Source organism: Streptomyces sp. NPDC028289 (genome assembly GCF_055565975.1).
In genome coordinates, this window is sequence record NZ_JBVHTI010000003.1 from 1,097,464 (window position 1) to 1,118,328 (window position 20,865).

At 64.0% G+C, this 20,865-nt stretch carries 11 protein-coding genes; 6 read left to right on the forward strand and 5 right to left on the reverse strand.

Features of this window, described 5'->3' with window-relative positions:
• Positions 1-48: 48 nt before the first annotated feature.
• Positions 49-498 carry a hypothetical protein gene (locus ACZ4UV_RS19110; protein ID WP_467839133.1) on the reverse strand — a complete coding sequence of 150 codons (450 nt, stop codon included), beginning with the start codon at positions 496-498 and terminating at the stop codon, positions 49-51.
• 306 nt (positions 499-804) lie between these two features.
• Complete coding sequence (locus tag ACZ4UV_RS19115; RefSeq protein ID WP_467839136.1) at positions 805-1,035, reverse strand: YozE family protein; 231 nt, start codon at positions 1,033-1,035, stop codon at positions 805-807.
• Between the two features lie 537 nt (positions 1,036-1,572).
• On the opposite strand from ACZ4UV_RS19115, the gene ACZ4UV_RS19120 reads away from it, so the two are divergent.
• The 6 genes from ACZ4UV_RS19120 to ACZ4UV_RS19145 all read left to right on the forward strand — a co-directional run bounded on the left by ACZ4UV_RS19120 (position 1,573) and on the right by ACZ4UV_RS19145 (position 12,011).
• Positions 1,573-2,646 carry a hypothetical protein gene (locus ACZ4UV_RS19120; protein WP_467839139.1) on the forward strand — a complete coding sequence of 358 codons (1,074 nt, stop codon included), beginning with the start codon at positions 1,573-1,575 and terminating at the stop codon, positions 2,644-2,646.
• Positions 2,619-4,208 (forward strand): hypothetical protein, encoded by a 1,590-nt coding sequence (locus tag ACZ4UV_RS19125; RefSeq protein ID WP_467839142.1) that lies wholly within the window; start codon positions 2,619-2,621, stop codon positions 4,206-4,208. Before ACZ4UV_RS19120 ends, ACZ4UV_RS19125 begins: the two co-directional genes overlap by 28 nt.
• Positions 4,208-5,944 carry a nuclease-related domain-containing DEAD/DEAH box helicase gene (locus tag ACZ4UV_RS19130; protein ID WP_467839145.1) on the forward strand — a complete coding sequence of 579 codons (1,737 nt, stop codon included), beginning with the start codon at positions 4,208-4,210 and terminating at the stop codon, positions 5,942-5,944. Before ACZ4UV_RS19125 ends, ACZ4UV_RS19130 begins: the two co-directional genes overlap by 1 nt.
• On the forward strand, positions 5,941-9,384 hold the full coding sequence (locus tag ACZ4UV_RS19135; RefSeq protein WP_467839148.1) for a helicase-related protein: 3,444 nt from the start codon (positions 5,941-5,943) through the stop codon (positions 9,382-9,384). The genes ACZ4UV_RS19130 and ACZ4UV_RS19135 overlap by 4 nt, the downstream gene beginning before the upstream one ends.
• Positions 9,381-11,270, forward strand: a complete 1,890-nt coding sequence (gene drmB / locus ACZ4UV_RS19140; protein WP_467839150.1) for a DrmB family protein — start codon at positions 9,381-9,383, stop codon at positions 11,268-11,270. Before ACZ4UV_RS19135 ends, drmB begins: the two co-directional genes overlap by 4 nt.
• Before the next feature lie 309 nt (positions 11,271-11,579).
• On the forward strand, positions 11,580-12,011 hold the full coding sequence (locus tag ACZ4UV_RS19145; RefSeq protein WP_467839153.1) for a very short patch repair endonuclease: 432 nt from the start codon (positions 11,580-11,582) through the stop codon (positions 12,009-12,011).
• A 469-nt stretch (positions 12,012-12,480) separates the two neighbouring features.
• On the opposite strand, the gene ACZ4UV_RS19150 is transcribed toward ACZ4UV_RS19145, so the two are convergent.
• Genes ACZ4UV_RS19150 through ACZ4UV_RS19160 form a run of 3 tightly spaced genes read right to left on the reverse strand, consistent with a single transcriptional unit; the run spans position 12,481 to position 20,806 of the window.
• On the reverse strand, positions 12,481-17,526 hold the full coding sequence (locus tag ACZ4UV_RS19150; protein ID WP_467839155.1) for an FtsK/SpoIIIE domain-containing protein: 5,046 nt from the start codon (positions 17,524-17,526) through the stop codon (positions 12,481-12,483).
• Complete coding sequence (locus ACZ4UV_RS19155; protein WP_467839158.1) at positions 17,523-18,974, reverse strand: hypothetical protein; 1,452 nt, start codon at positions 18,972-18,974, stop codon at positions 17,523-17,525. Before ACZ4UV_RS19155 ends, ACZ4UV_RS19150 begins: the two co-directional genes overlap by 4 nt.
• A complete protein-coding gene (locus tag ACZ4UV_RS19160) occupies positions 18,974-20,806 on the reverse strand; it encodes a hypothetical protein (RefSeq protein WP_467839161.1) in 1,833 nt (610 codons plus the stop codon). Before ACZ4UV_RS19160 ends, ACZ4UV_RS19155 begins: the two co-directional genes overlap by 1 nt.
• Positions 20,807-20,865 lie beyond the last annotated feature (59 nt).

Here is a 20,865-nt window from a genome sequence, read left to right on the forward strand (position 1 = left end):
CCGGGTTGCCGGTCGCGTCGAGGCGGCGGTCGGTACCGTCACAACCAGTCAGCAGTGGGGTTTGGCGTGATCAACGAACACGGCAATGCAGGTTTCGACGTCACCAATCGCACGCCGGCGGCGGTAGAATTCGCGCTCGGCCGCCTCGTCGTCCGATACTTCGAAGCTCCGAAGACACTCGGCGTGAGCTCTTTCCGCCAGATCTCGGATCTCCGAGATCCTAGGAGTAAGCGGCTCGGGCGCTTCGAGAAATAGCGTCACGCCAGCCCGGTGCAGTGCTTGATGCGCTTCGTTGAATTCTCTCGTCACCTCAGGGGCCACTGCCTCGACTCTCCCGGTTGCCTGCGCCAACTCCCAGTGGACGATCGCAGCATGGACGAAGCCGTGGCCAGCCATGAGGAAAGCCACTACCGCTTCTCTGCGCATCTGAATCTTCCACTGCACCCACTGTTCCTCTCCCTGCCGCTCAGCTTGCTGAATCGCGGCCTCGGCCTGCATACGCATACCCGCTCGACCAAGCCACGCAGCCGCTATCGCAGCCCCCCCCGCCGAACACGCCACCGATGCCCGCGCCATAAAGCGCGGCCAGTCCTTGGTCCACGGAATTCCCACCCCGAGTTCTTGAGAAGAACGTTGATGGTGTCAGATCTCCAACTGTCCACGCTAGGGACTCAGCACACGGACAGGCTCGGCCACCGCGCCTCCAGGGGCCGGTTCAGACGTCACCGCACATCCAACCGTCACGACCGCCAACCCGGCGAACCGATGCGGTCACAGCACTAGCCGTGGAGGGGTGGGCGACCGTCATTTGTCTTGAGTGGCCTTGTACTGCTCGTACTGAGTCCAGGCGCGTTCCAGGGTCTCTACGGCGGCCGAAATGGCGCCGCGCTCTTCAAGGTAGGTGCGCTGGCCCGGCAGGCCCTTGCGTGAGGGCCAGTCGGGATCGCGCGAGACGTCTCGGGCGAGATCGCCGATGGCGTTGTCTTGATCGGCGTGGCTCTTCAACCAGGCAGTGAAGCTCTTCGGCGTGGGCATGTTCGCATCCTTCCGCCGTCGCGTCCCGTCCACACATGGGTGTATCGGAGGCGTGTCGCGTGTATCGCAGATAGTGCGTGAACAGTGAGAAACAACGAGAGAGGGCGGGAGTCAGTGAGACTGACTCCCGCCCTCATCTATAGGCATCCGCCCTGGTCAGATCGCACTTTCAAGTTTCTGACCGGCGAGTGCCCCCGGCAGGATTCGAACCTGCGCACACGGCTCCGGAGGGGGCTTCGAGTCTCGACATCCGTGCTGCTCAAGCACCTCTGGTCGACCGCATCGTCGTTTCTCGTCCACGGATGGTCCAGAAGCCGCTACAACTAGGCGGAGGGGGACGGGCGACGGCGGCCGATCGGGAGTGCCGCGGGACTGGGGCGTGTAGTGCCGTGCATGTAGCCGCCCCAGGCGCCTTCAAGCAGCCCTTCTTCGGAGCCGTCCCCTTCGCTTCCTCTGGCGCTCTACTGAGTAAAAGGGGAGTGGCTTAACTGTGAAGATATTGTAAGATCCACGCACTGTCGGAGGGGGGGACCCTTGATGGTGGTGCTGCGGGATGTTCTCTTGGTGGGGGCTGGGGCGGTGGCAAGAGGCAAGACGTCGCTCCGTGGCGTGTCCACGCTCGTCGGCGACAGGTGGCAGACGCTGCCTGAGTGGGCGGCATGGTTCTCGGAGATCGGGTACTGGGCGGCAGGCCTGCGCGACGGAGGCTCAAACACGGTAGTGGCGCTGTCCGTTCCGACGCGTGATTACATCGCAGTGTTGCTGGCTTACGGTGTGGTGAACCGGGCATCCCAGGAAGACGTGTTTCCTGCGGACTTGGAGCAGAACTTCGACCAGGCCCAAGACCTGCCCCTCGGCTCCTGTGTCCGAGTCATTCCCATCAAGGGTCCCGGGCAGGGACGGCGCGTGTACACGGGAGTGTTCGGCGGGGCGATTCAGAACCATCATGGGCGGGTCTACGAACTCGCGGGCAGCAAGAGTCCTGGTCGGCGTCCTGGACCGATTTCGTGGTTTCCAGCAGACGACTACCGGCTCCAAGTACTCCGCTGGCCGGACCTGCCAGAGGATTACACGGGCAGGAACCGCTTCAGCGAAGAGCTTGAAATACCCGTCGGCGCTGAGAAGCTGTTGGCCGGACAGGTGACCGACTTCTACGGACGCTGCTCGCTGCACAGCGTCGTGATAGGGGTAAGGAACACGGTCCTGGCTGAAGCCCAGGTCGTCGTCGGGGCACCCGGAGGACCGGCGCTGCCCCTGCAGGACCTCCTGCGTCTGCGCGCAGTCCGCTCGCCTGGATCCCACTATCGCAGTGTGGTGCTGTCGAGCCGGGGCGATCCGGAGGAGTACCGCGACGTAGTGCGATCCTGCCGGCCGACTGTAGCCGTGCTCGACGGTGCGGCAACGGTTCGGCGGTGGCTTGGAGCAAGTCTCGCGGGCGTAACGGTGGCCGTTGTCGAGCGCACAAGCCCGTCAGCGCTGGCAGCTGCGGACGGGCTCTACGAAAACCGATGGCGCAGCGTGGCCAACGTCGACGTGCCCAGAGACCTCGGCAGCCGTATTCCTCCGGGAGTTGAACTGCTGGCATGGAAGGGCAGGGGGGCGGCACGATGAGTCTGTGGGAGGTAGACAAGGTCTACCAGCACGCAGGTTGCACTATCGAGGAGCAGCCTGTGCACCACTCGGGAGTGCACTCGTTCATGCGGGCAGCTTCGCAATTCCTGCGTGCAATAGGGGAGCTGGAAAGCTCGGACCTGTGGAGGCAGGCCTGCGTCGAGATCCGGCGTGTCAGGTGGCTCCTCGGTACCGTGCCGGTGCCCCTCAATAGCTTGCAGCTCAGGCTTCAGGAGACGGCGCACAGTTTGGCAGGCATTAGCGCTCGTTTGCGGCAGGCTGCGGATGCCGACCTGGTGCACCAGCTGTCCGCCGTCGCGCAGGCTCTGACGCGCCTGGGGTCGGACATCTCTAATCCGCTTGCGGCCGGGGTTATGACTTTCCTGTCGTCTGGCCGCAAGGGCAAGTCGCTTGTGGCGGTGACCAACCGCTTCTACCAGGACACCGTTGTCCGCGCATTTGGCGCGATCCACTACCCAATGGAGATTGGCCTGGTTAGTGACCTGTTGGGGGCTGAGGTGTACGACTCGGCCGTGGTCGTAGGACCGGTCGGCTGGCTTCCGCCGGGTGTGCTGAATGCTCCCCGGGCAGCGCGGCTCGGACTGGTCCACTATGACTTCTACCGTGAGCCGCTGGACGTACAGCCGCTATTCGACGAGGGGCCTGTACTGCGCGGCATCATGCCAACGCGCGTACGCCGCCGCGCCACGAGGACAGTCGGAACACCGTCCGAGCTCACGAGTGCTACGACGCCTGAGACGGCAGAACCCCTGTTGACGGATCTTGATGTCGCTTCCCTGACGCAGGATGCTGTCGCGGGACTTCCCATTGAAGTTCTGCGGGAAGGCGCTTCAGGCGGTCACGAGAGGGTGGAGGCCCGTGCGGCTCTGCTCGCCGACGGCTCGTATGTCCTGCTGCCAGTGGAATCCAGCGTTCACAAGATCCTGTTGGTTGAGCCGGATCCAGATGATGAGCCCTCTGTCGAGGCCGTCGACGGGGCCTCGATTTCGGTCGGCGACTACGTCGTACTTCGCGGTAGCTCCTACTATCAGAGCCTGGTCGAGCGGGCCGATGTCGTCCTGGGCGACGACGCACCTATGCTGCGGGCGCTACAGCGGGGGTGGAAAACGCAGCTGGGTGATCGTATTGCCCATCACCCAGATGGTCGTCGGGGGGTTGCGAAGGACTTGATGGCGCGCGGCGCGGTGACAACCAACCTGGACTACTGGACGAGCCCTTGGTGCATCAGAACCCGACGTAGAGATGACTTCGCTGTCGTCATGGCCTACCTGGGCCGCAGAGGGGAAGCGCAGGACGTCTGGGCTGCTCTCGGCCGAATCGACCAGGCGCACCGCAGCGCCGGGCGGGGCTACGCCGAGGCCGTGCAGCGTGCTGTCTCCGGGGATCTGTGGCAGCAGCTCTGGGCGGACTGCTGGTGCGAGATCCCCCTGGACGACACGGACTCGGGCGCGCGGGTGGCTCTGGTCGACGCCGTTCTCCCCGGACAGCTGCGCGTTCCCCCGCATTATCTCTGTCGGCTCCGCACTTCGGAGGTGCCCTGATGGCGCGCATGATCCCGTCGTCCTTCGATCCGGAAACCACCCCAAGTCCCGGAGAGAAAGAGGTATTCCAGCGGCTGCGCGATGACCCTGGCACGGAAGGTTGGGTGGTGCTGCATTCGCTGGGGATCGCCAACCACCCGCGGCAGATCCAGGGCGAGGCTGATTTCGTCATCATCGTGCCCGGGAAGGGAATCCTAGTCCTAGAGGTGAAGGCTCATTTGCAGGTCAGGCGCCTCCCGAGTGGTGAGTGGCGGCTGGGCAGCCAGCAACCAACCCTGAGGAGCCCGTTCCAACAGGCCGATGAGGCCATGCATGCGGTCAAGGAGAAGCTCATAGGCCACGGCGGTGGGCTGGGAGCCGTACCTATGACCTCCGCGGTGCTGTTCACGCACAGCCGGTTTGCGGTGTCAGGCCCCATGGAGTGGCACTCATGGCAGGCGATAGACACAGTAGCTCTGCACAGCCGCCCCATTTCCGCTCTGATCGCCGGGGTCCTGGACGCCCACCGCGCGCACCTCACCTCGACTCCCACAGCAGGCTGGTTCAACCCGACATCCACCGCTCCAGATTCCGGCCAGACCGACAGAATCCTGGAAGCGCTGCGGCCTTCATTCGAATTTGCTGAGCCACCCAAGCTGCGGCGGCAGCGGATGGAGCGGGAGACACAGATCTTCACAAAGCAGCAGTACGAGGTGCTCGACATGATCGCCGCTAACAGGCGGTGCCTGGTCCGCGGAGCTGCAGGGACGGGCAAGACGTTCGTGGCGGTGGAGGCGGCACGGCGGTTCGCGGGAAGTGGTCTCCGAGTCCTGCTGTGCTGTTTTAACCGGCAGCTGGGCCAATGGCTCAAAGAAGAGACCGCCGAGGTGGACGGGATCACGGCAGCTCACCTTCACTCTTACATGGTGGGATTGGTGCCCTCTACGCGTCCCGCGGCCAAGGGCGACGACACGTTCTTCACCGAGGGGCTGCCTGATCTCGCCCTGGAAGCACTGCTGGAGCGCGACGGCCCGCCGTTCGATGTGCTGGTGATCGACGAGGCACAGGATCTGATGCGCGAGTCCTATCTCAACGTCCTCGACTCCTCCTTGCGCGGTGGTCTGTCAAGTGGCCAGTGGCTGGCGTTCGGAGATTTCACGCGCCAGGCACTATACGACTCCGACGGCGAGGGAATGGAAGCCCTCTACGGACGGACGGCGGGCGAGCCGGCAGTATTCATACTCCGTCACAACTGCCGGAGCGTCCCCGACATCACGTTCTACGTGGAAGCGACGTCCGACCTCGACCCGGGCTACGCCGGAACACTGCGGCCCTCCAACGACCGTACCGCGGAGCACCTGTGGTGGACGGATAGTGAGGAACAGCAACGGCTGCTGGCAGACAGGCTCACCCAGCTCACTCGCGAAGGGTTCCGGCCCGAGGACATCGTCGTCCTGTCTCCGATGCGCAATGACCAGAGCGCAGCTGGTACCTGCCGAGATCCCCGCTGGCGGAGTCGGCTCGTGCCCTTCGGCTCCATGCGGGCGGGAGTGGTGCGATACGGGACAGTGCACGCATTCAAGGGCCTGGACTCTCCCGCGGTCATCCTTACCGATATCACCTCTTTCGGGTCGGCACGTGAACAGACGCTGTTTTACGTGGGTGCCTCCCGCGCCAGAGACGAACTCACGGTGCTGATGTCCCAGGACGCACGCCCCGGCTTCCGTAAGCAGGTCTTCAAGGAGAAGGCAGAATGACCATTAGCGACCACCTCGGCTCGCGTGAGGACGTTATCGACGCCCTGAGGGCCGAGTTGCTCGGTCCGGCGCCCGCCGGCAAGCCTCTCGACCGGGACTCGTTCGACAAACGGGAGGAAGCCCGCGGCCCGTGGGTCGATGAGGAGTCTGGAGAGGAGGTCCTCGACCGGGATCCACTGATCCGTTACGGCGTCGGCGTCCTGTACCCCGCTGAGAACGCGACTCAGCCCGCGGACGAGGACCACACGGTAGTCGCCGGTCTCGGGGATGGCGAGCTTGACGGAAAGGTTGTCGAGGGCCTGCAGGAAGCTGCACAGCGCACAGGCGGGCCGCCCGAGGACGACGACTTCGACCTCGCCGGCGCGAATGACCGACGTCCCAGCACCATGGGCCTGTCATTCATGCTTGCGGGCGGCAGCAGTGCAGCTCTGCGCATCGTTTTCACAGGAGGCCGCTACCGGCGCCAGAACGTGCGTGTGGCGGGCGATGCCCGGCGGTGGTGGGTACGCAACCCCGTTATCGCTGTCTGGGAACTGCCCGCAGGCGAGATCGCCACGCCCGGCCGGGTCCTGCGGAAGCCGCAGCCAGATGCTGACGCCTCGCGCAACATTGACGGGCTTGACCTGGAACTGATCGTCAACGTGCGCAGCCACCAGGACGGCAGGTTGATCACAGTCGCCCTCGTCAACCGGTCGGCCCCCGGAACCCAGCCACTCGACGCCGTGAGCCTGTTCCAGGCCGAGATGACCGTCGAACCGCAGGACGGCTGGCTCGCCCCCTACCCGGAGGCGGCCGAAGCCGAGAACCACCCGGACGACGCCTCGTTCAGTCTGCTCTACCGGGAATCACGGACCTTTGCCGTAGGTCACGGCTGTGCCGCGGACTGGGACGATCCCAGAGGGGGCCGGGCTACCTGGGCCAAGGCGGACCCGCTGCCCTGGTACGAGGCACCCAGCATCACACCTGATATCCGGCAGAACGGCAGCCCGCTCACTGTCTCTATGGAGCAGCTGGCTGAAGACGGCCTTGGCGGTCCTGAGCGTCTAGAGCAGGTTGTAGGCGCATACGCCGAGTGGATCGAGGGGCTCGAAGAGAAGGCTGCCAGCCTCGACGAGCGGTACCGGCCGACCGCTGCTCAGCACATCGAAGGCTGCCGCAAGGCCCTGGTCCGGATGAGGCAAGGGCTGGAAATGGTCCGTGACGCTCGGAGCGATGTGGGCCGTGCTTTTCGGATGGCAAACCGTGCCATGCTGCGCCAGCAGCTGCGCTCCGGGGCTCCCCTGCGTGCGACACGGTCCGCCAACGGGCGATTCGAGGTCGAGGGAGCTCAGCCGGACGAGGACGCGGCGCGCCGCAACCGCAAGGGAAACTGGCGTGCCTTCCAGATTGCCTTTCTTCTCGCCGCAATCCCCTCAAGCGCCGAGCCGTTTCACGATGACCGTGAGGCCGTTGATCTCATCTACTTCCCAACCGGCGGTGGCAAAACTGAGGCATACCTCGGGCTGTCCGCATTCTCCATGCTGCTTCGGCGCCTGCGTGATCCCGGCGACGCGAGTGTCACTGTTCTCATGCGCTACACCCTGCGTCTGCTGACCGCCCAGCAGTTCCTACGCGCGGCCGCACTGATCTGCGCCCTTGAGGAGCTGCGCGCAGCAGAGCCGGACCTCGGTGGTCCCTTCTCCATCGGAATCTGGGTCGGCGGCGAGACCACCCCCAACTCACGTGCGGATGCGAAGACTGCACTCGGCAAGCTCCACCGTGGAGAGCAGGACAACCCGTTCCTGCTGCTGCGCTGCCCCTGGTGCGCGGCTCAGATGGGCCCCGTCCCAAGCCAGGAGGAAGACTCCGCGCCCAGGCAAAGCCGCCGGAAGACTGGCCGACGCAGTGGGGTGGCGGTCCGCACGCCTGTAGCTGGCTACTCGGAGTACCGCGGAACCGTGCGCTTCATCTGCCCAGACAACGAGTGCCGCTTTTCCACGGAGGATTCGCCGCTCCCCGTCTACGTGGTCGACGACGACCTCTACGAGCAGCGGCCCACACTTGTGATCGGGACCGTGGACAAGTTCGCCTTGATCGCCTGGCGGCCCAAGGCCCAGGCACTTTTCGGCTTCGGCAAGGATGGATCCCGGGCCTACTCGCCCCCTTCGCTGATCATCCAGGACGAGCTGCACCTCATCGCCGGCCCGCTCGGCTCTCTCACGGGCCTCTACGAGGGCGTCATTGAGGAGCTGTGCACCGACCGGCGTGACGGCGCGCCCGTCCTTCCCAAGATCGTCGCCTCCACCGCTACGATCCGTCGGCATGAGGAGCAAGTCAAAGCCCTCTACGGCCGCGAGCGAGTCCACCTCTTCCCCCCGCACGGCATTGATGCCTCCGACTCCTTCTTCGCGGTCTACGACCGTGATCAGGACACCGGAACACTCAAGCCCGGGCGGCGCTATATCGGCGTCCACGCCCCAGCCCTCGGCTCGATGCAGACCACTCAGGTCCGCACATTCACCGCGCTGCTTCAGGCTGCCAAGGACCTCCCCGAGGACCTCCGCGACCCCTGGTGGACGCTGCTTGCCTTCTTCAACAGCCTCCGCGAGCTCGGCAACTCGCTGTCACTCATGCAGTCTGACATCCCCGACTACCTCCGGACCGTCAACAATCGCTCAGCCAACGACCGCACCGGGATGCGCTACCTCAACTGGGTTGAGGAGATGACAAGTCGGCTCCGGCAGGATCAGGTCCCCGAAGCCATCCAGAAGCTTGAGCGGCAGCTCACAAGTGATCAGCGGGCCGTAGACACCTGCCTGGCCTCCAGCCTTATTGAGGTCGGCATAGACATCCCCCGCCTCTCACTCATGGTCGTCGTCGGCCAGCCAAAGAGCACCTCCCAGTACATTCAGGTCACCGGTCGCGTCGGACGCCGCATCCCCGGCTTGGTCGTCACCCTGTACGGAGCCGGCAAGCCTCGCGATCGCAGCCACTTCGAGCGCTTCCGCAGCTACCACGAGCGCCTGTATGCGCAAGTCGAACCCACCAGCTCCACTCCATTCGCCCCGCCCGCCTTGGACAGGGCCTTGCGCGCAGTTGCGGTCGCCTACATCCGGCAGACCAGCCCAGAGAAGCTTGACTCCTGGCCGTTCCCCGCCGAGGGCTGGGCAGCGGCAAAGGAACTCCTCCTCGACCGGGTGCGGCTCTGCGATCCGGACGAAGCTGGCAGGACAGCCGGCATCCTGGACAGGATGCGCAAGGAGTGGGAGGCATGGCAGCCCGGGCAGTGGGGCGACTTTGGCCCCACAGGCAGTGACCAGCTCCTGCGGCCCCTCGGCCAGTATGCGGACGAGAAGGCGCAGAGCATGACCTGGGCGATCCCTTCCTCCATGCGGGGCGTAGACGCCGAATGCCAGATCGAGGTCACCTCGCAGTACGCCATCCAGGAAGGACAGTCATGATCCGCGGCAAGGTTCGGCGCTCCCAGCTGGTCGCCCCGTTTGGGCCCGGGGCCATGCATGTGCTGTCTGATGGCACATCGGTGATCACGGCAGGCCTTGATCACTGGTTCCCCCACGGAGCCGACCGCAACCAGGAGGAATTCCGCATCCATGAGTGGCGCCTGGAGCAGCACCTCGGTGTCGACGCGCTCTACTCCCCCCCGGACTACCGCACCCGTTCGGAAGACCAGGTCAACACAGGCCTCACCGTTCCAGTTCTCCGGTTTCCTACCTGGGGCTTCTGCCCGCGTTGCCGTACGCTGGTCAAAGACCGGCTCCACCGGGAGAACCGTCCGGTGTGCAAGGAACATGAGACATCAGGCCGGAAGCCCTTCCTCGCCCAGGTCCCCTTCGTCGCGATCTGCGAGCGAGGACACCTCCAGGACTTCCCCTGGTCCGAGTGGACGCATAAGACGGCGTCACCCGTCTGCCGAGGACACCGCCTCTCGCTGCGATCATCTGGCGGCGGCACCCTGGCTTCTCAGCGGGTCTCTTGCACATGCGGCGCCACCCGCAACCTCGAAGGCATCACATCAACAAGGAGTAGCGCCGACAGCGGACCATCTACAGTTCTCTCGAATGGACTCGAGCCGGGCGGGCCGGAATACTTGTGCCGCGGCGGCGCACCCTGGCTGGGCATCGACCGAGAAGGGGAGCCCTGCGGGAGTCCTCTCCGCGGCAGTCTGCGCGGCGCCGCAAACGTCTACTACTCCCTTTTGAAGAGCTCCATATTCGTGCCACAGACGGCCGCGTCAACCGTCGATCCCAAGGTCCTTTCCGTGCTTCAGGACGGGGTGATTGTGCAGGCGCAGCAAAGGGCAGCAGTGCTCCTCGAAGATGGAGACCTATTGCCCGCGAGAATGCTTCGAAAAGCAGCCCAGGGCCACGCCTTCCTCCTTGAGAGCTTCAGTGACCAGGAGATTGACCGCGGCTTGGCCGCCTTGCGTCAGGCGGAGTCCATTGCTGCGGGGACCGAGCAGCCTGCCTCTGACCAGGACCCCGCCCCATTCCGCGCCACCGAGTACCAGACACTGCGGGGCCCCATCGAATCCGAAGAGTTGGTAGTGCGGGAACCCGAGGGCCAGTACGCCTCAAGTGCGGCAGCTGCGTTTGCGCGCGTACGGCTCGTCGAGAAGCTCCGAGAAACTCGAGTGCTATGGGGCTTCAACCGAGTCTTTGCAGAGTCCCCCTACGACGGTGCATCCCGCAAGGCACTGCTGCGCCGCACCGTCGCTCGCCCGGGCAGTAACTGGCTTCCCGCGTACGCTGTCAGCGGCGAGGGCATCTACCTGGAACTCGACACGGCGATGCTAGGTTCATGGGAGGAGCGTCCGGCAGTCCTACAGCAGGCGCAACTACTCACTCAGCGTTTTTCGAACCTTGCTGAGCAGCGTGGCCTGAAGCAGCGCGAGCTGTCACCGCGCTTCATTCTTCTGCACACTCTTGCGCACTTGCTCATTAACCAGCTCACCTATGAATGCGGCTACAGCTCGGCGTCCCTCCGGGAGCGCCTTTACGAGAGCTCCGGGCCGGACGGCATGGCCGGCATACTCATCTACACCGCTGCTGGGGACTCCGAGGGCACGCTCGGCGGCCTCGTCCGCATGGGGGAGCCAGGCCGCTTGGAAGGAGTGCTGGAGAATGCTCTGGCTCACGCCGCATGGTGCTCCTCAGACCCGGTATGCATCGAGAGCAAGGGGCAAGGGCCCGGGTCCTGCAACCTCGCCGCCTGCCACGGCTGCGCGTTGCTTCCCGAGACTGCCTGCGAGGAGTACAACCGCTTTCTGGACCGTGCCCTGGTGATCGGTGGACTCGGGAAGAGCGAGCTCGGATTCTTCGCCACATGATGAGAGCAGGCCGGTGGTGTGCGTGAGCGTCTCAGTCACGCACACCATCTTCGTCTGGCACTGCGACGCCTGCGGTTGGACGGCGCGACTAGGGCGCGGTCAGGGCGTGAAGATTGCATACCTTGAGTACTGGACGCCAAGATTCCGCTGACATTGTGATCTTTTAGCGCTATTGACTGCTATTGATCACCGAATGATTACTTTCCGATCATTGCTTGACTCGACTTGGAGATCACTCCATGATCCTGCGTGTCAGGCGCTCCGAAGTGCGCGCTTCGGTTGCAGGGAAGCAGGGGGAACACTGGGAGCATGGACTCCCTCGTGCCCTCGTCTCCTGCCGTCACAAACCGCATGAGCCGACAGCCTCGCCGTGACACACCCCAGGAGCTGGCCGTTCGACAGATCCTTCATCGGGCTGGGTTGCGCTATCGCATCCATCTCCCTGTGCCGGGCATGCCTCGGCGAAGCATTGATATCGCCTTTACCAAACTAAAGGTCGCTGTCTTCCTTGATGGATGTTTCTGGCACAGCTGTCCCAACCATGCGACCAACCCAAAAGCAAACGCGGCTTGGTGGCGAGCGAAGCTGGACCGTAATATCATGCGAGATCGGGAGACCACCGAGCACTTGAGCGCATCGGGTTGGGTTGTATTGCGTTTCTGGGAACATGAGGTACCGACCGCAGTCGCTGAGCGGGTTCACGATGTGGTGATGACCCGGAGGCGGCCTGTCGGAGGGTGATCCCCGAAGCAAACTGGGGAGCTTTGCGGAGTTTCCCAGCGGACGGTCTACCGGCGGCGTGCGCTGGGTAGGGGCCGACTGCTTTCGAGCCTCCAATGGGGAACTTCTAGTTTGGTGAAGTGCATTCCAGACCTGGCTGCCGCAGTTGGAGGCCGCCGCGTGAGGTTTCTCAAGGTAAAGGTCTCGGGCGTCCGAAGTGGGATACTCAAACACCGTCCTACGGACTCCGTTGGTCCGTAGCTGGCCACTCCTTTCCGGAGGGCCCGTGCGTCCCAGCTATATTGGCTGGTCAGAGAGCCGGGCCCGTGCTCAGGGGGCAAGCTCGTCCCCAAATGGTCCGCTGAGCCACCGCTATCATCTCGGCCAGCCGGGCGAGGCAGTCGTTTAGGACTGCGACATCAAGTGCGTTCCGTTTGTGGACTGGCGCGGCGAGCGCGTCTTCGCTGGGTGAAACATGGCGAGGCCTCGGTCAGCTCCCGCTCCCGTCGTAGGCCACCTGCACTCGTATGGTCCCCTTGGCCGTGTGCAGGAAGGCGTCGCCCTGTCCGGCTAGAGCTTCGGCTCCGGTCTCGTCCAGAATGATGCGGCTGTCGGTCGCGGTCTTGACCCGAAGGGCGAGTTGGGCGGGGAAGTTGGAGCGGATGGTCGTCGAGATGACGTCGGCGCTCGGACGCTGCGTGGCTGCGATGACGTGGATGCCCGCAGCGCGGGCCTTCTGCGTCAGGCGCTTCAGCAGCGCTTCGATTTGCTTCTTCTCTTCGGGATCGCTAGTGAGGTCGGCGTACTCGTCCAGGACGATGACGATCCAGGGCTTTCGGTCTGCCTTGTCGACCTTGGCGTTGTACTCGACGAGCTTGCGTGTGCGGATCGCTTTCATGTCCTTGTAGCGCACGGCCATCTCTTGGACGGTTTCCTCGAGAATCTCGATGGCGTCGGCGGCGTCCATACCGATCATGCCATCAAGGTGAGGGTCGTCCTCAAAGTCGACAAGCTCGGTGCCCTTGGGATCGACGAGGCGGAGTCGCAGGGTGCTCTTGTCGTACCGGGCCAAGCCCTTGATGATCGTGTCCAGGGCGACGGACTTTCCTGATCCGGTAGTGCCGGCCACCAGCAAGTGCGGTGAGTCCGCGGAGGACAGGTCGATGGTGACCGGGTTGCCTTCGATGTCGGCGCCCAGCGGAGCGATGAGGCTCGCGGGATCGGCCGGGCATCGCTGCCACAGCGCCTTGGCGTCGACCCCGTACTTCTCGTCGTCGATCTTGGGGATCTCGAAGAGAACGGAGCCGCGGTCGCTGCGGGTGCGAATGCTGTACCCCGAGGGCAGTGCGAGGGCCAGGAAGATCTCGTCGCGTCGGTTGGTCAGCTTGTCCACGGTGACCCCAGGATTGGGGATGAAGCGGAAGATGTAGAAGCCAGGTCCTTCCTGCCATTTGTTGACCTCAGGGGCGGTGACCGCGACCCTGTGACGGGCGAAGACGTCGACGACCTTGTTGTATCGAAGCCTCAGCTCCTCCTCGGGGAGCCCACCGCGGCGAGCCCTCAGAGGGGCAGGATCTACCTCCGCGGCAGGGTGACGCGCAACTACCTGTTTCGGCACGGTTGTCGCAGCAGTCGCTCCGACAACCTCGACAGGTGCCGTCGGCCCTTCCGGAGTTGGCAGTTCGGTAGAAATGCCTGCTGAGGAGGTCTTGACGAAAATGTCGGGGACCTTCACGGTCCCACTGAGGACCCCAGCGGCAACAAGGGGGTCGGCATTGGTGGGGTCCTGATTGGCACGCAGAGCGCCGATGAGGTTCAGCAGTTCCTGCTTGTTCAGCCTCACCAGGGTGTGCTTGCCGAGGCTTCCGACCGCGGGTGCCGGCTGATCGTCCTCGGCTGAGATGGCCACCGCAACGCCGGTGACTTGACCGAGCTGGACATCCTCGGAACGTAGGGCGTCAAGGACCTTCGCCTCCACCTGACGGTGGTCGTCATTACCGATCAAGGTGCGAGCTGGAAGGTCTGCGGCCTGCAGGGCGTTTTCACTGGTCTGAGCGATCGCGGCGGCAAGCTCATCCAGCCAGAAGGGACGGTCGTGGCGAGCCTCGCCGTCCGAACGGAAGGCATCCTCACACAGGTCGGTGGTGCGGTTGAGCTGTTCCTCAGCCGAACCGACGTCGAAGGTCTGGCGAAACTTGGACTCGGCGACCAGGACATCCAGGCGAACCGTGCCGTCGTCCTGGGCGGTCAGCACGAAACGGCCCAGATCGGCACGGGTTTTGTGTCCGCGACCGAACCAGCGGTGGTGCTCGTCGAAGCTGATCCAGGTGACCAGGCTCGTGCCCTGCCGAGAGACGGGAAACTGCTGGTCGATGACAAATCGCGTCGCGACCAGGCCTACGACTTCGTTGACCGTGGTGCCGATACCGAGGGAGCGCAGCACGGCGCCAGGGGCCACGTTGCGGCCGACCTCGTAGATTCGCTTAGCGGTGCCTTCGGAGTCCTGCGGGGTGACGACGCCGATCTGCTCCAGGCGGCGCCGCAGTCGCTGGACGACGAATTGCCGACCGGTCTGCGAGCTGACGATGAGGGTGTAGGACTCGTTCTTGCCGACGCTGGGCTTGACGAGGATGACGTCAGGGCGGTTGCGCAGGGCATCGATCTGCTCACGACCGATGAAGCTGTCGAGGGTGACGACCCAATGGGCCACGCGGTGCAAAGTGGCGAACAAGTTTTGGTGCTGGTCGAACTGCACCTGCATCTCGAAGTAGTCGATGCCGTCGACACTCTCCCGGGAGACCGGGGAACGGCGGTCGTAGCGCACGCACAAGGTTGACCAGGACTCAAGAGTCTCGTCTGCGGTCTCGGGCAACAGCGCTCTCACGACGTTCTCGCTGGTCTGAGCCAGGTTGTGTGAAGCTGGGTGCTTCCAGGGGTTGAAGGAGCCCGACAAGGACTCTTTCTTGGTGCTCTCCTTGATGCTGGTCTGGGTGCCGAACAGCGCCGGAGCCAGGGCGAGGTCGATAGTGTCTTCCAACCCTGACAGGTCTGCTTCCTGATCGGGCTCCCATGCCTGCAAGATGAGTTGGACGTCGGGCAGGAAGGTGTCCTCAGACATCTCCGCACCGGAGAAGTGCAAGTCGAAACCATGGATGATCTCGTGATGGGTGGCCTGGGGAGCCAGCACGACCAGATCAACCTTCAGACGAGGGTTCTTGGCCCGTACCTGCTTGGCCACGCGCATCGGCAGGACAGGGTCGCCGTTGCGGTCCAGAAGCAGTACGCGTAGGCCGTCAAGCTTGTGGGGGTAGGTTGTCAGGTAGTCGGTGATGACGCGGACCATCTCGTCGATCGCCGTCTCGTCGACGCTGGAGAGCCATTCCTTGGACTCGTTGCCGTTGAGGCGGACCGGGGCGTACTCCTCGTGCCCGGCCGATTCGCGCATCGGGATGGCGATCGTGCCGCCGGGCCCGACGAGGACCGCCGGTGTCCCATGTGGGGAGATACGGTCGATGGCGTCGAAAAAGAGATCCTCGTTCTCCTGGTTGAGACTCAGGCCTCCCTCCTTGTTCAGGGCAGTCTCGATGCTGTCGGCTGCTTCCGCGTAGTTCTTTGCCAGCCAGCGCAGCTTCAGCGGGTGGGTGGCCAGCATCATCATGCGGTGATCGGCCAGACCGACGACATCGGTCAGGACGACGGCCTCAAGGTCTGCGTTCGGAGCATTGTCGGGAACCAGGGTGGCGCGAGCTTCGCGGAGTATGCTCTCCCACTCGCGTACGTAATCGTTGATTTTCCCGGCGTCAAGCCCGTCGGAGAACCGCTCGAAGTGCTCCAGCTTGAGGCGCTCGAGCTGACCCGCGAAATGTGATGCAGGGACAGGGACAGGCTCGTCGACCTGCCACTGCCGGGGGTCATTGAACTTCTCGAGGAAGGTGTCGAAGGTCAGATTGCTGGCATGGCCAGGGGGGTTTCGCCAGCCGTGGATGAGGGCCGCCAGTGCGATCTGACCGGGGATGCCCAGGGGGTCCCAGCGAAAACGTCGCTGGGCGGCGCCGTCCATCTCGACCACGATGCGCAGCGGGGCCCACTCGGTGTTCGGGTCAAACGGCTCGTCCTCCTCGGGCAGGGGCGGCTTGGTCAGGTCCAGCAGGCAGTCCTTGACCTCCAAAGTCAGGCGAAGGCCGGTGGAGTCCTGGACATCACGCAGGGTGCGTGCGTACAGGAAAGCGAACAGCCAGCGGCTCCACCGCCCTGCTTCCTGGTTGCCTTCAAGCCCGACGACGACGGAGCCTTCGTCTTCGTCGGAGAAGTAGGTCAGCTCGCGCAGCAGGGCACGCAGTGGGTCCTGGACGAACTGAGAGTCCGGGAAGGCAAGCTTCTCGACTTTGCGGCGCGACCGCTTCGACAGCAGGTCGGCCAACGGCTCGGCCCCGCCAATGGGAGCCTCGTCAAGGAATCGCTGTGCGGCTTCCTGGTCTCCGCGGTCGAGCGCATCTTCGATCACCATAGCGTCGAACTCGTCGACCCGACCTGCATCGATCCTCTCGATCTCCTGCCGGACCTGCTGGCCTAGACCGATCTTCTTGGACTTCTGCTCGAAGACCTCAAGCCAGAGGGTCAGGTCCTGCTCGCGGCGCAGTTGACGAGAATCCTGCGGGGTAGAGCCACTGCGATTGAGGTTGAGTACGAGGCCGCGCATACGCGCTTTGGCAGTCTCGGAGTCCGCACCGATGTGGTCCAGGGATTCCTCGCTGAACTCGGTCGTGATGATGCGGTCTATCAGGTCGTCCTCGGTGATCTCCTTGCCTGTGGGTTGCTTGAAGGCACTGACCGAAACGTTCTTCTTGATCCGAGCCGGCAGCGCGGCGGGCTTGATGAAGAGTCCTCGGTCCGGGAAGAGGTCAAGAGCGGGCAGGGCTGCAGAGATCTCGGGGTAGACCACGTCAGCGGTGTGGACCTGAGTTGCTGCGACCTTCTGCGCGGTCTCGACCAGGAAGGCCGCCCAGCGGTGCAAGGACCGGGGCTCCTCATCGGTGACGGCACGCCAGATCTCTGGCAGAAAGTCGACCATCAGGGCCGGAACGGTGCCGGTGCCACCCACCTCCCGCCATGCTTCTGCCATGAATCTGTCGAATCCGCGCTCGCCGGAGGCGTCGTGGTAGTCGCCCAGGATTGTGGCATCGTCGAGGGCGTTCATGGCCGCCAGCCCCTGTGCGTCCGGAGACTGCCCCCACTCGAAGAGCAAGACCGCCTTACCTTGCCCCGAATTTCGCCACTTGGTCAGCTGATCCTGTGGTTCCAGCAGGTATTCAACAGGTACGCCTTCGATTGGCTCTGAGGTGCCGACCTTGACGACAACCTGACGATCCGGCGATTCCAACAGCCTCTGGGCTGTGCGACGGAGTGCCTCGGCCACGGTCGGCCGGTCGAACCCGCTGACTCGCAGGACGGCACGGGCTCCGTTAATCTCAGCGACCTTGCGGAGTGCTTCATCGGCGACGAACCGACCGAGTGCTCGGATGCTGCTGTCGGTCACCGGGGCTCCCCTCGAACCATGCTGGTTGCATCTGAATATTGAGTGAGCAGACCGATAGCGGCCAGCTTCTCCCGGAACGCCTTGCCGTTGTGGTCAAGGACCGATGGGTCGACCTCGTAGGCCAATGGGCTCGCAGCTGCGACCTTGTTCTCCACCACGAGCCCGTACTCTTCGTACAGCAGTGCGCAGAACTGGTCGAACTCCATCTCCGTGCCCTGCGGGACGGCGGCAGCTACCAGACCCTCGAGCATCGGGGGCTTCATGGTGAAGTGTCGGCGCCCGACCGTCGCGTTCAGGGCTCCCACAGCGGCGAGGGTCTCGCTGAAGAACGCTCGGGGCGAGTGGACCGCGTTGCCGGCTTCCTTGGTGAATCTTTCGTAGCGGCGCTTCCTGACCTCGTCGCCTTCGGCTTCGATTTCGTCGATCATTTCCCGAGCCTGGACGTTGATTGCGTTGACGATGTCATTGCGGAAGCCGGTGAGGTTCTTCTGCGACTCCCTGCGCAGCGGGGTTGCCTCGTTGCCGAAGTCCAACAGGATCGACTCGCGATTGGTAGCACCGAGCTTCGTGCGTGCGAGGTGCAGCTGGTGGCGTGCCAAGCAGTAGGGGACCCAGTGCATGAGACTCTCGGTGCGCTTTGCCCGCGGGACCGTCGCGATCCGAGTGACGATGTTGCGGGTCCCTTCCCTCAGCAGATCAGGCCACGGGCTGAGATCTTCGTGCAACTTGACTTCTGCGTCTGAGCCCTCCACGGGCGTTTCGTCGTAGTCGAAGTCGTGCGCGCTGAGGGCCTTGGCAAGGTTGCCCAGTGGGGTGCCGCTGTCCTGCACGAGGTCGCTCAGGCCCTGTCGGGTCGCTTCCTTGCGGTCAGGATCAGGGTCGGTGCGCAGGACTTTGTAGGCCCAGCTCCCACCATCGCGGAAGAGGTAGCGCTCGATACTCGGAGCGTTAATGCCGGCAGCGACCTTGCTGGCCTGCTTGCGCTTCTTGGCGCTCTTCTTGGGGGAGGCGTCGATTTGCTTGATTCGTCGTTCGACTGCGTCGTAGTGGATGAGCTCACCGACGAACGGATAGATGTGCGCGCCGAACCAACTGGGCTGGCTACGACGTCCTGGGATCTCAACCAACAGGGACGAGAACAGGGCGTGGAGCGTTTCCATCGTCTCGGGAGAGTCCAGCTCGACGGCCTTGCCGAGTTCCTCGTCGCCCTCGACGATGCGGGCCTTGGTCGCGATCCGCCTGGCCAGGTCGTGCGAGGTCCTCTTGTAAGCCGTGTCGGCTCCGTTGTCCAGGAGGCATGGGAACTTCTCCGGGTCTTCCTCATGCGCCACGTAGACGCCGCGGGCGATCGCGAGCATCTCAAGCGGGACGTAGAAACCACGGCCCTGCTGTTCGAGATTCACCCCGAAGAGGCGAAGGACGACCTCGGCCTTGGAACGATCAGCCATTACGCACGCACCGACCTGATCTTGTCGCCGACGTCGATCATGAGCTTCCTCATGACGTTGCCCACCAGTACCTGGATCTCGTCCTCCTTGTTCGACGAGTCAGCCAACTCTGCCAGGGATCCGCTCAGGCCGCGGATTTCTGCCTCGTGCTGGACCTCGCTACGCAGGCCCGCGGCCCACCGCGTCAGCAACTCGAAGCGCAGAAGGTCCGCCTCCACCGAGACTGCGTCCTGATCAGGCGCGACGGCCGGGATACGAATGTAGATGGCTCGGTTGAGCCACTCGACGGCGTTCTGCATCTCGGGGGCTGCGCCCGCGCCAGCTTCCCTTTGCCACTGGGTGACCTGGTCGACGACCTCAACGCCCTTGCTGGGCACTCGCCGGGAGATAACGGCCGCGCGGGCACGGTGGGTGAAGAAGGCGGGGTCAAGTATGAAGAAGTCAGGGTTGCTCCCCGCCCGATGGATGCCCTGGACGGCCTCCAGGCCCTTGAGGAAGCGGTCTCGCACGCTGGTGTCTGCCGGGTCTCGGTTCTCGTCCTGGACACGGACGAAGTCGTCGCCGGCCTGCAGGCCCATGCGAGCGAATCGGTCCGTGTCGTCGTCGCTGTTGAAGAAGTCAGCTCGTCGCAGGAACGTGTACAAGTCCCGCAACTGTTCGGCGTGCTTCTGGACGTCCCGATTCGTACGGACCTTCTGCAGGTAGCTACTGGTGTCCGCGGGAGGGAAGTCGCCAGCCGTGTCTGGGTCCAGTCGGTCGTCGACCTGGCGACGGGAGACCTTGCCCGGGTCCAGCTTTCGTAGCGCGAAGAAGGCAGGAACCAGATGGCGCTGTTGCTGGGTCAGCCGGTCACCGAAGAGCGCCTGGTGGTACAAGTGGGGAGCCTGCCACAACCTGTTCGAGTGCGACCGCTGGTACTTGGCATGGACGTTCTCGCAGGACAGGCCGCCAGTGAGCATGTAGCTGGTCACCGACAGCGCCTGACGGGTCGTGACTACGGCCCCGGTGCGCTCGGCCGCGGCGAACACGTCCCGGATCGCGTCCCGGCGCTGAGGTCCGCGGGTGGGATCGCTTAGCTCGTTGCGGTTGGCCAGGATTGGGCAGACCTTCCGTGCATCACAGGTCTCGCAGGGCTTCCAGCGCCCCCATTGGGTCGTCGTCCACTGCTTCAGGACCCAGGGGATGAGCCCGCCGTTGGGGCCGTCAGCGGCTACAGACTGGTAGTTGAGGTTGATAACAGTGACTGTGCCATCGGGGTCGCTGACCTGCCCCCGGATTATGCCCTCCGTGAGGGTCTTCACCAGAATCTTGGCGCGCCCGGTGCCGCCTTTGCCCATGTTGTCATCTTCGGCGACACATTTACGTAGTTGGCCCTCGTTTGCGCAGATGATCGCGATGCCCTCGTCCGGAGGGTCAAGAAGTTCCACGAGTTTGTGAGCGCCCGCCTGTGGGCTGAGCTCGCTGAGATCGCTGAGGATGTACAGCGGGCGCCCGGCACGGGTCTGGCCTATAGAGCGGCGGGCGTCTCCGGCCCCGGACAGCTCGAGGAAAACTGCCTTCCGGACCTCGGGTGTGATCGGTTCGGCATCGACCCGCAGCTCGGCCAGAAGGCTGGCGCACAGGCTCGTCTTGCCATGCCCGGCGTCCCCGGTGAGGACGATGGTCTTCGTGGTTGGCCGTTCAATGGCGTCCAGCAGGTATTTCAGCGTCACGACAGGGAACAGCGACTGCGTCCAGTCTGCCTGCAGCTCGTAGATCATCTCAGAGGTGTCGGCGTCGAACGGCTGGTAACGACGTATGCGTTGGACGTGTTTGTTGACCTCTAGCGGCATGCTGCTGTCCTTCGTCGACCGGGCCGGGAGCGCTGCTAAATTTTAGCCACCAGCGCTTC

What these genes read in the sequence shown, in the direction of transcription:
- ACZ4UV_RS19125 (WP_467839142.1), top strand. Translation starts at nt 2,619, where the DNA reads ATGGAAGGGCAGGGGGGCGGCACGATGAGTCTGTGGGAGGTAGACAAG.
- drmB (WP_467839150.1), top strand. Translation starts at nt 9,381, where the DNA reads ATGATCCGCGGCAAGGTTCGGCGCTCCCAGCTGGTCGCCCCGTTTGGG.
- ACZ4UV_RS19130 (WP_467839145.1), top strand. Translation starts at nt 4,208, where the DNA reads ATGGCGCGCATGATCCCGTCGTCCTTCGATCCGGAAACCACCCCAAGT.
- ACZ4UV_RS19160 (WP_467839161.1), bottom strand. Translation starts at nt 20,806, where the DNA reads ATGCCGCTAGAGGTCAACAAACACGTCCAACGCATACGTCGTTACCAG.
- ACZ4UV_RS19120 (WP_467839139.1), top strand. Translation starts at nt 1,573, where the DNA reads ATGGTGGTGCTGCGGGATGTTCTCTTGGTGGGGGCTGGGGCGGTGGCA.
- ACZ4UV_RS19115 (WP_467839136.1), bottom strand. Translation starts at nt 1,035, where the DNA reads ATGCCCACGCCGAAGAGCTTCACTGCCTGGTTGAAGAGCCACGCCGAT.
- ACZ4UV_RS19145 (WP_467839153.1), top strand. Translation starts at nt 11,580, where the DNA reads ATGGACTCCCTCGTGCCCTCGTCTCCTGCCGTCACAAACCGCATGAGC.
- ACZ4UV_RS19135 (WP_467839148.1), top strand. Translation starts at nt 5,941, where the DNA reads ATGACCATTAGCGACCACCTCGGCTCGCGTGAGGACGTTATCGACGCC.
- ACZ4UV_RS19110 (WP_467839133.1), bottom strand. Translation starts at nt 498, where the DNA reads ATGCAGGCCGAGGCCGCGATTCAGCAAGCTGAGCGGCAGGGAGAGGAA.
- ACZ4UV_RS19155 (WP_467839158.1), bottom strand. Translation starts at nt 18,974, where the DNA reads ATGGCTGATCGTTCCAAGGCCGAGGTCGTCCTTCGCCTCTTCGGGGTG.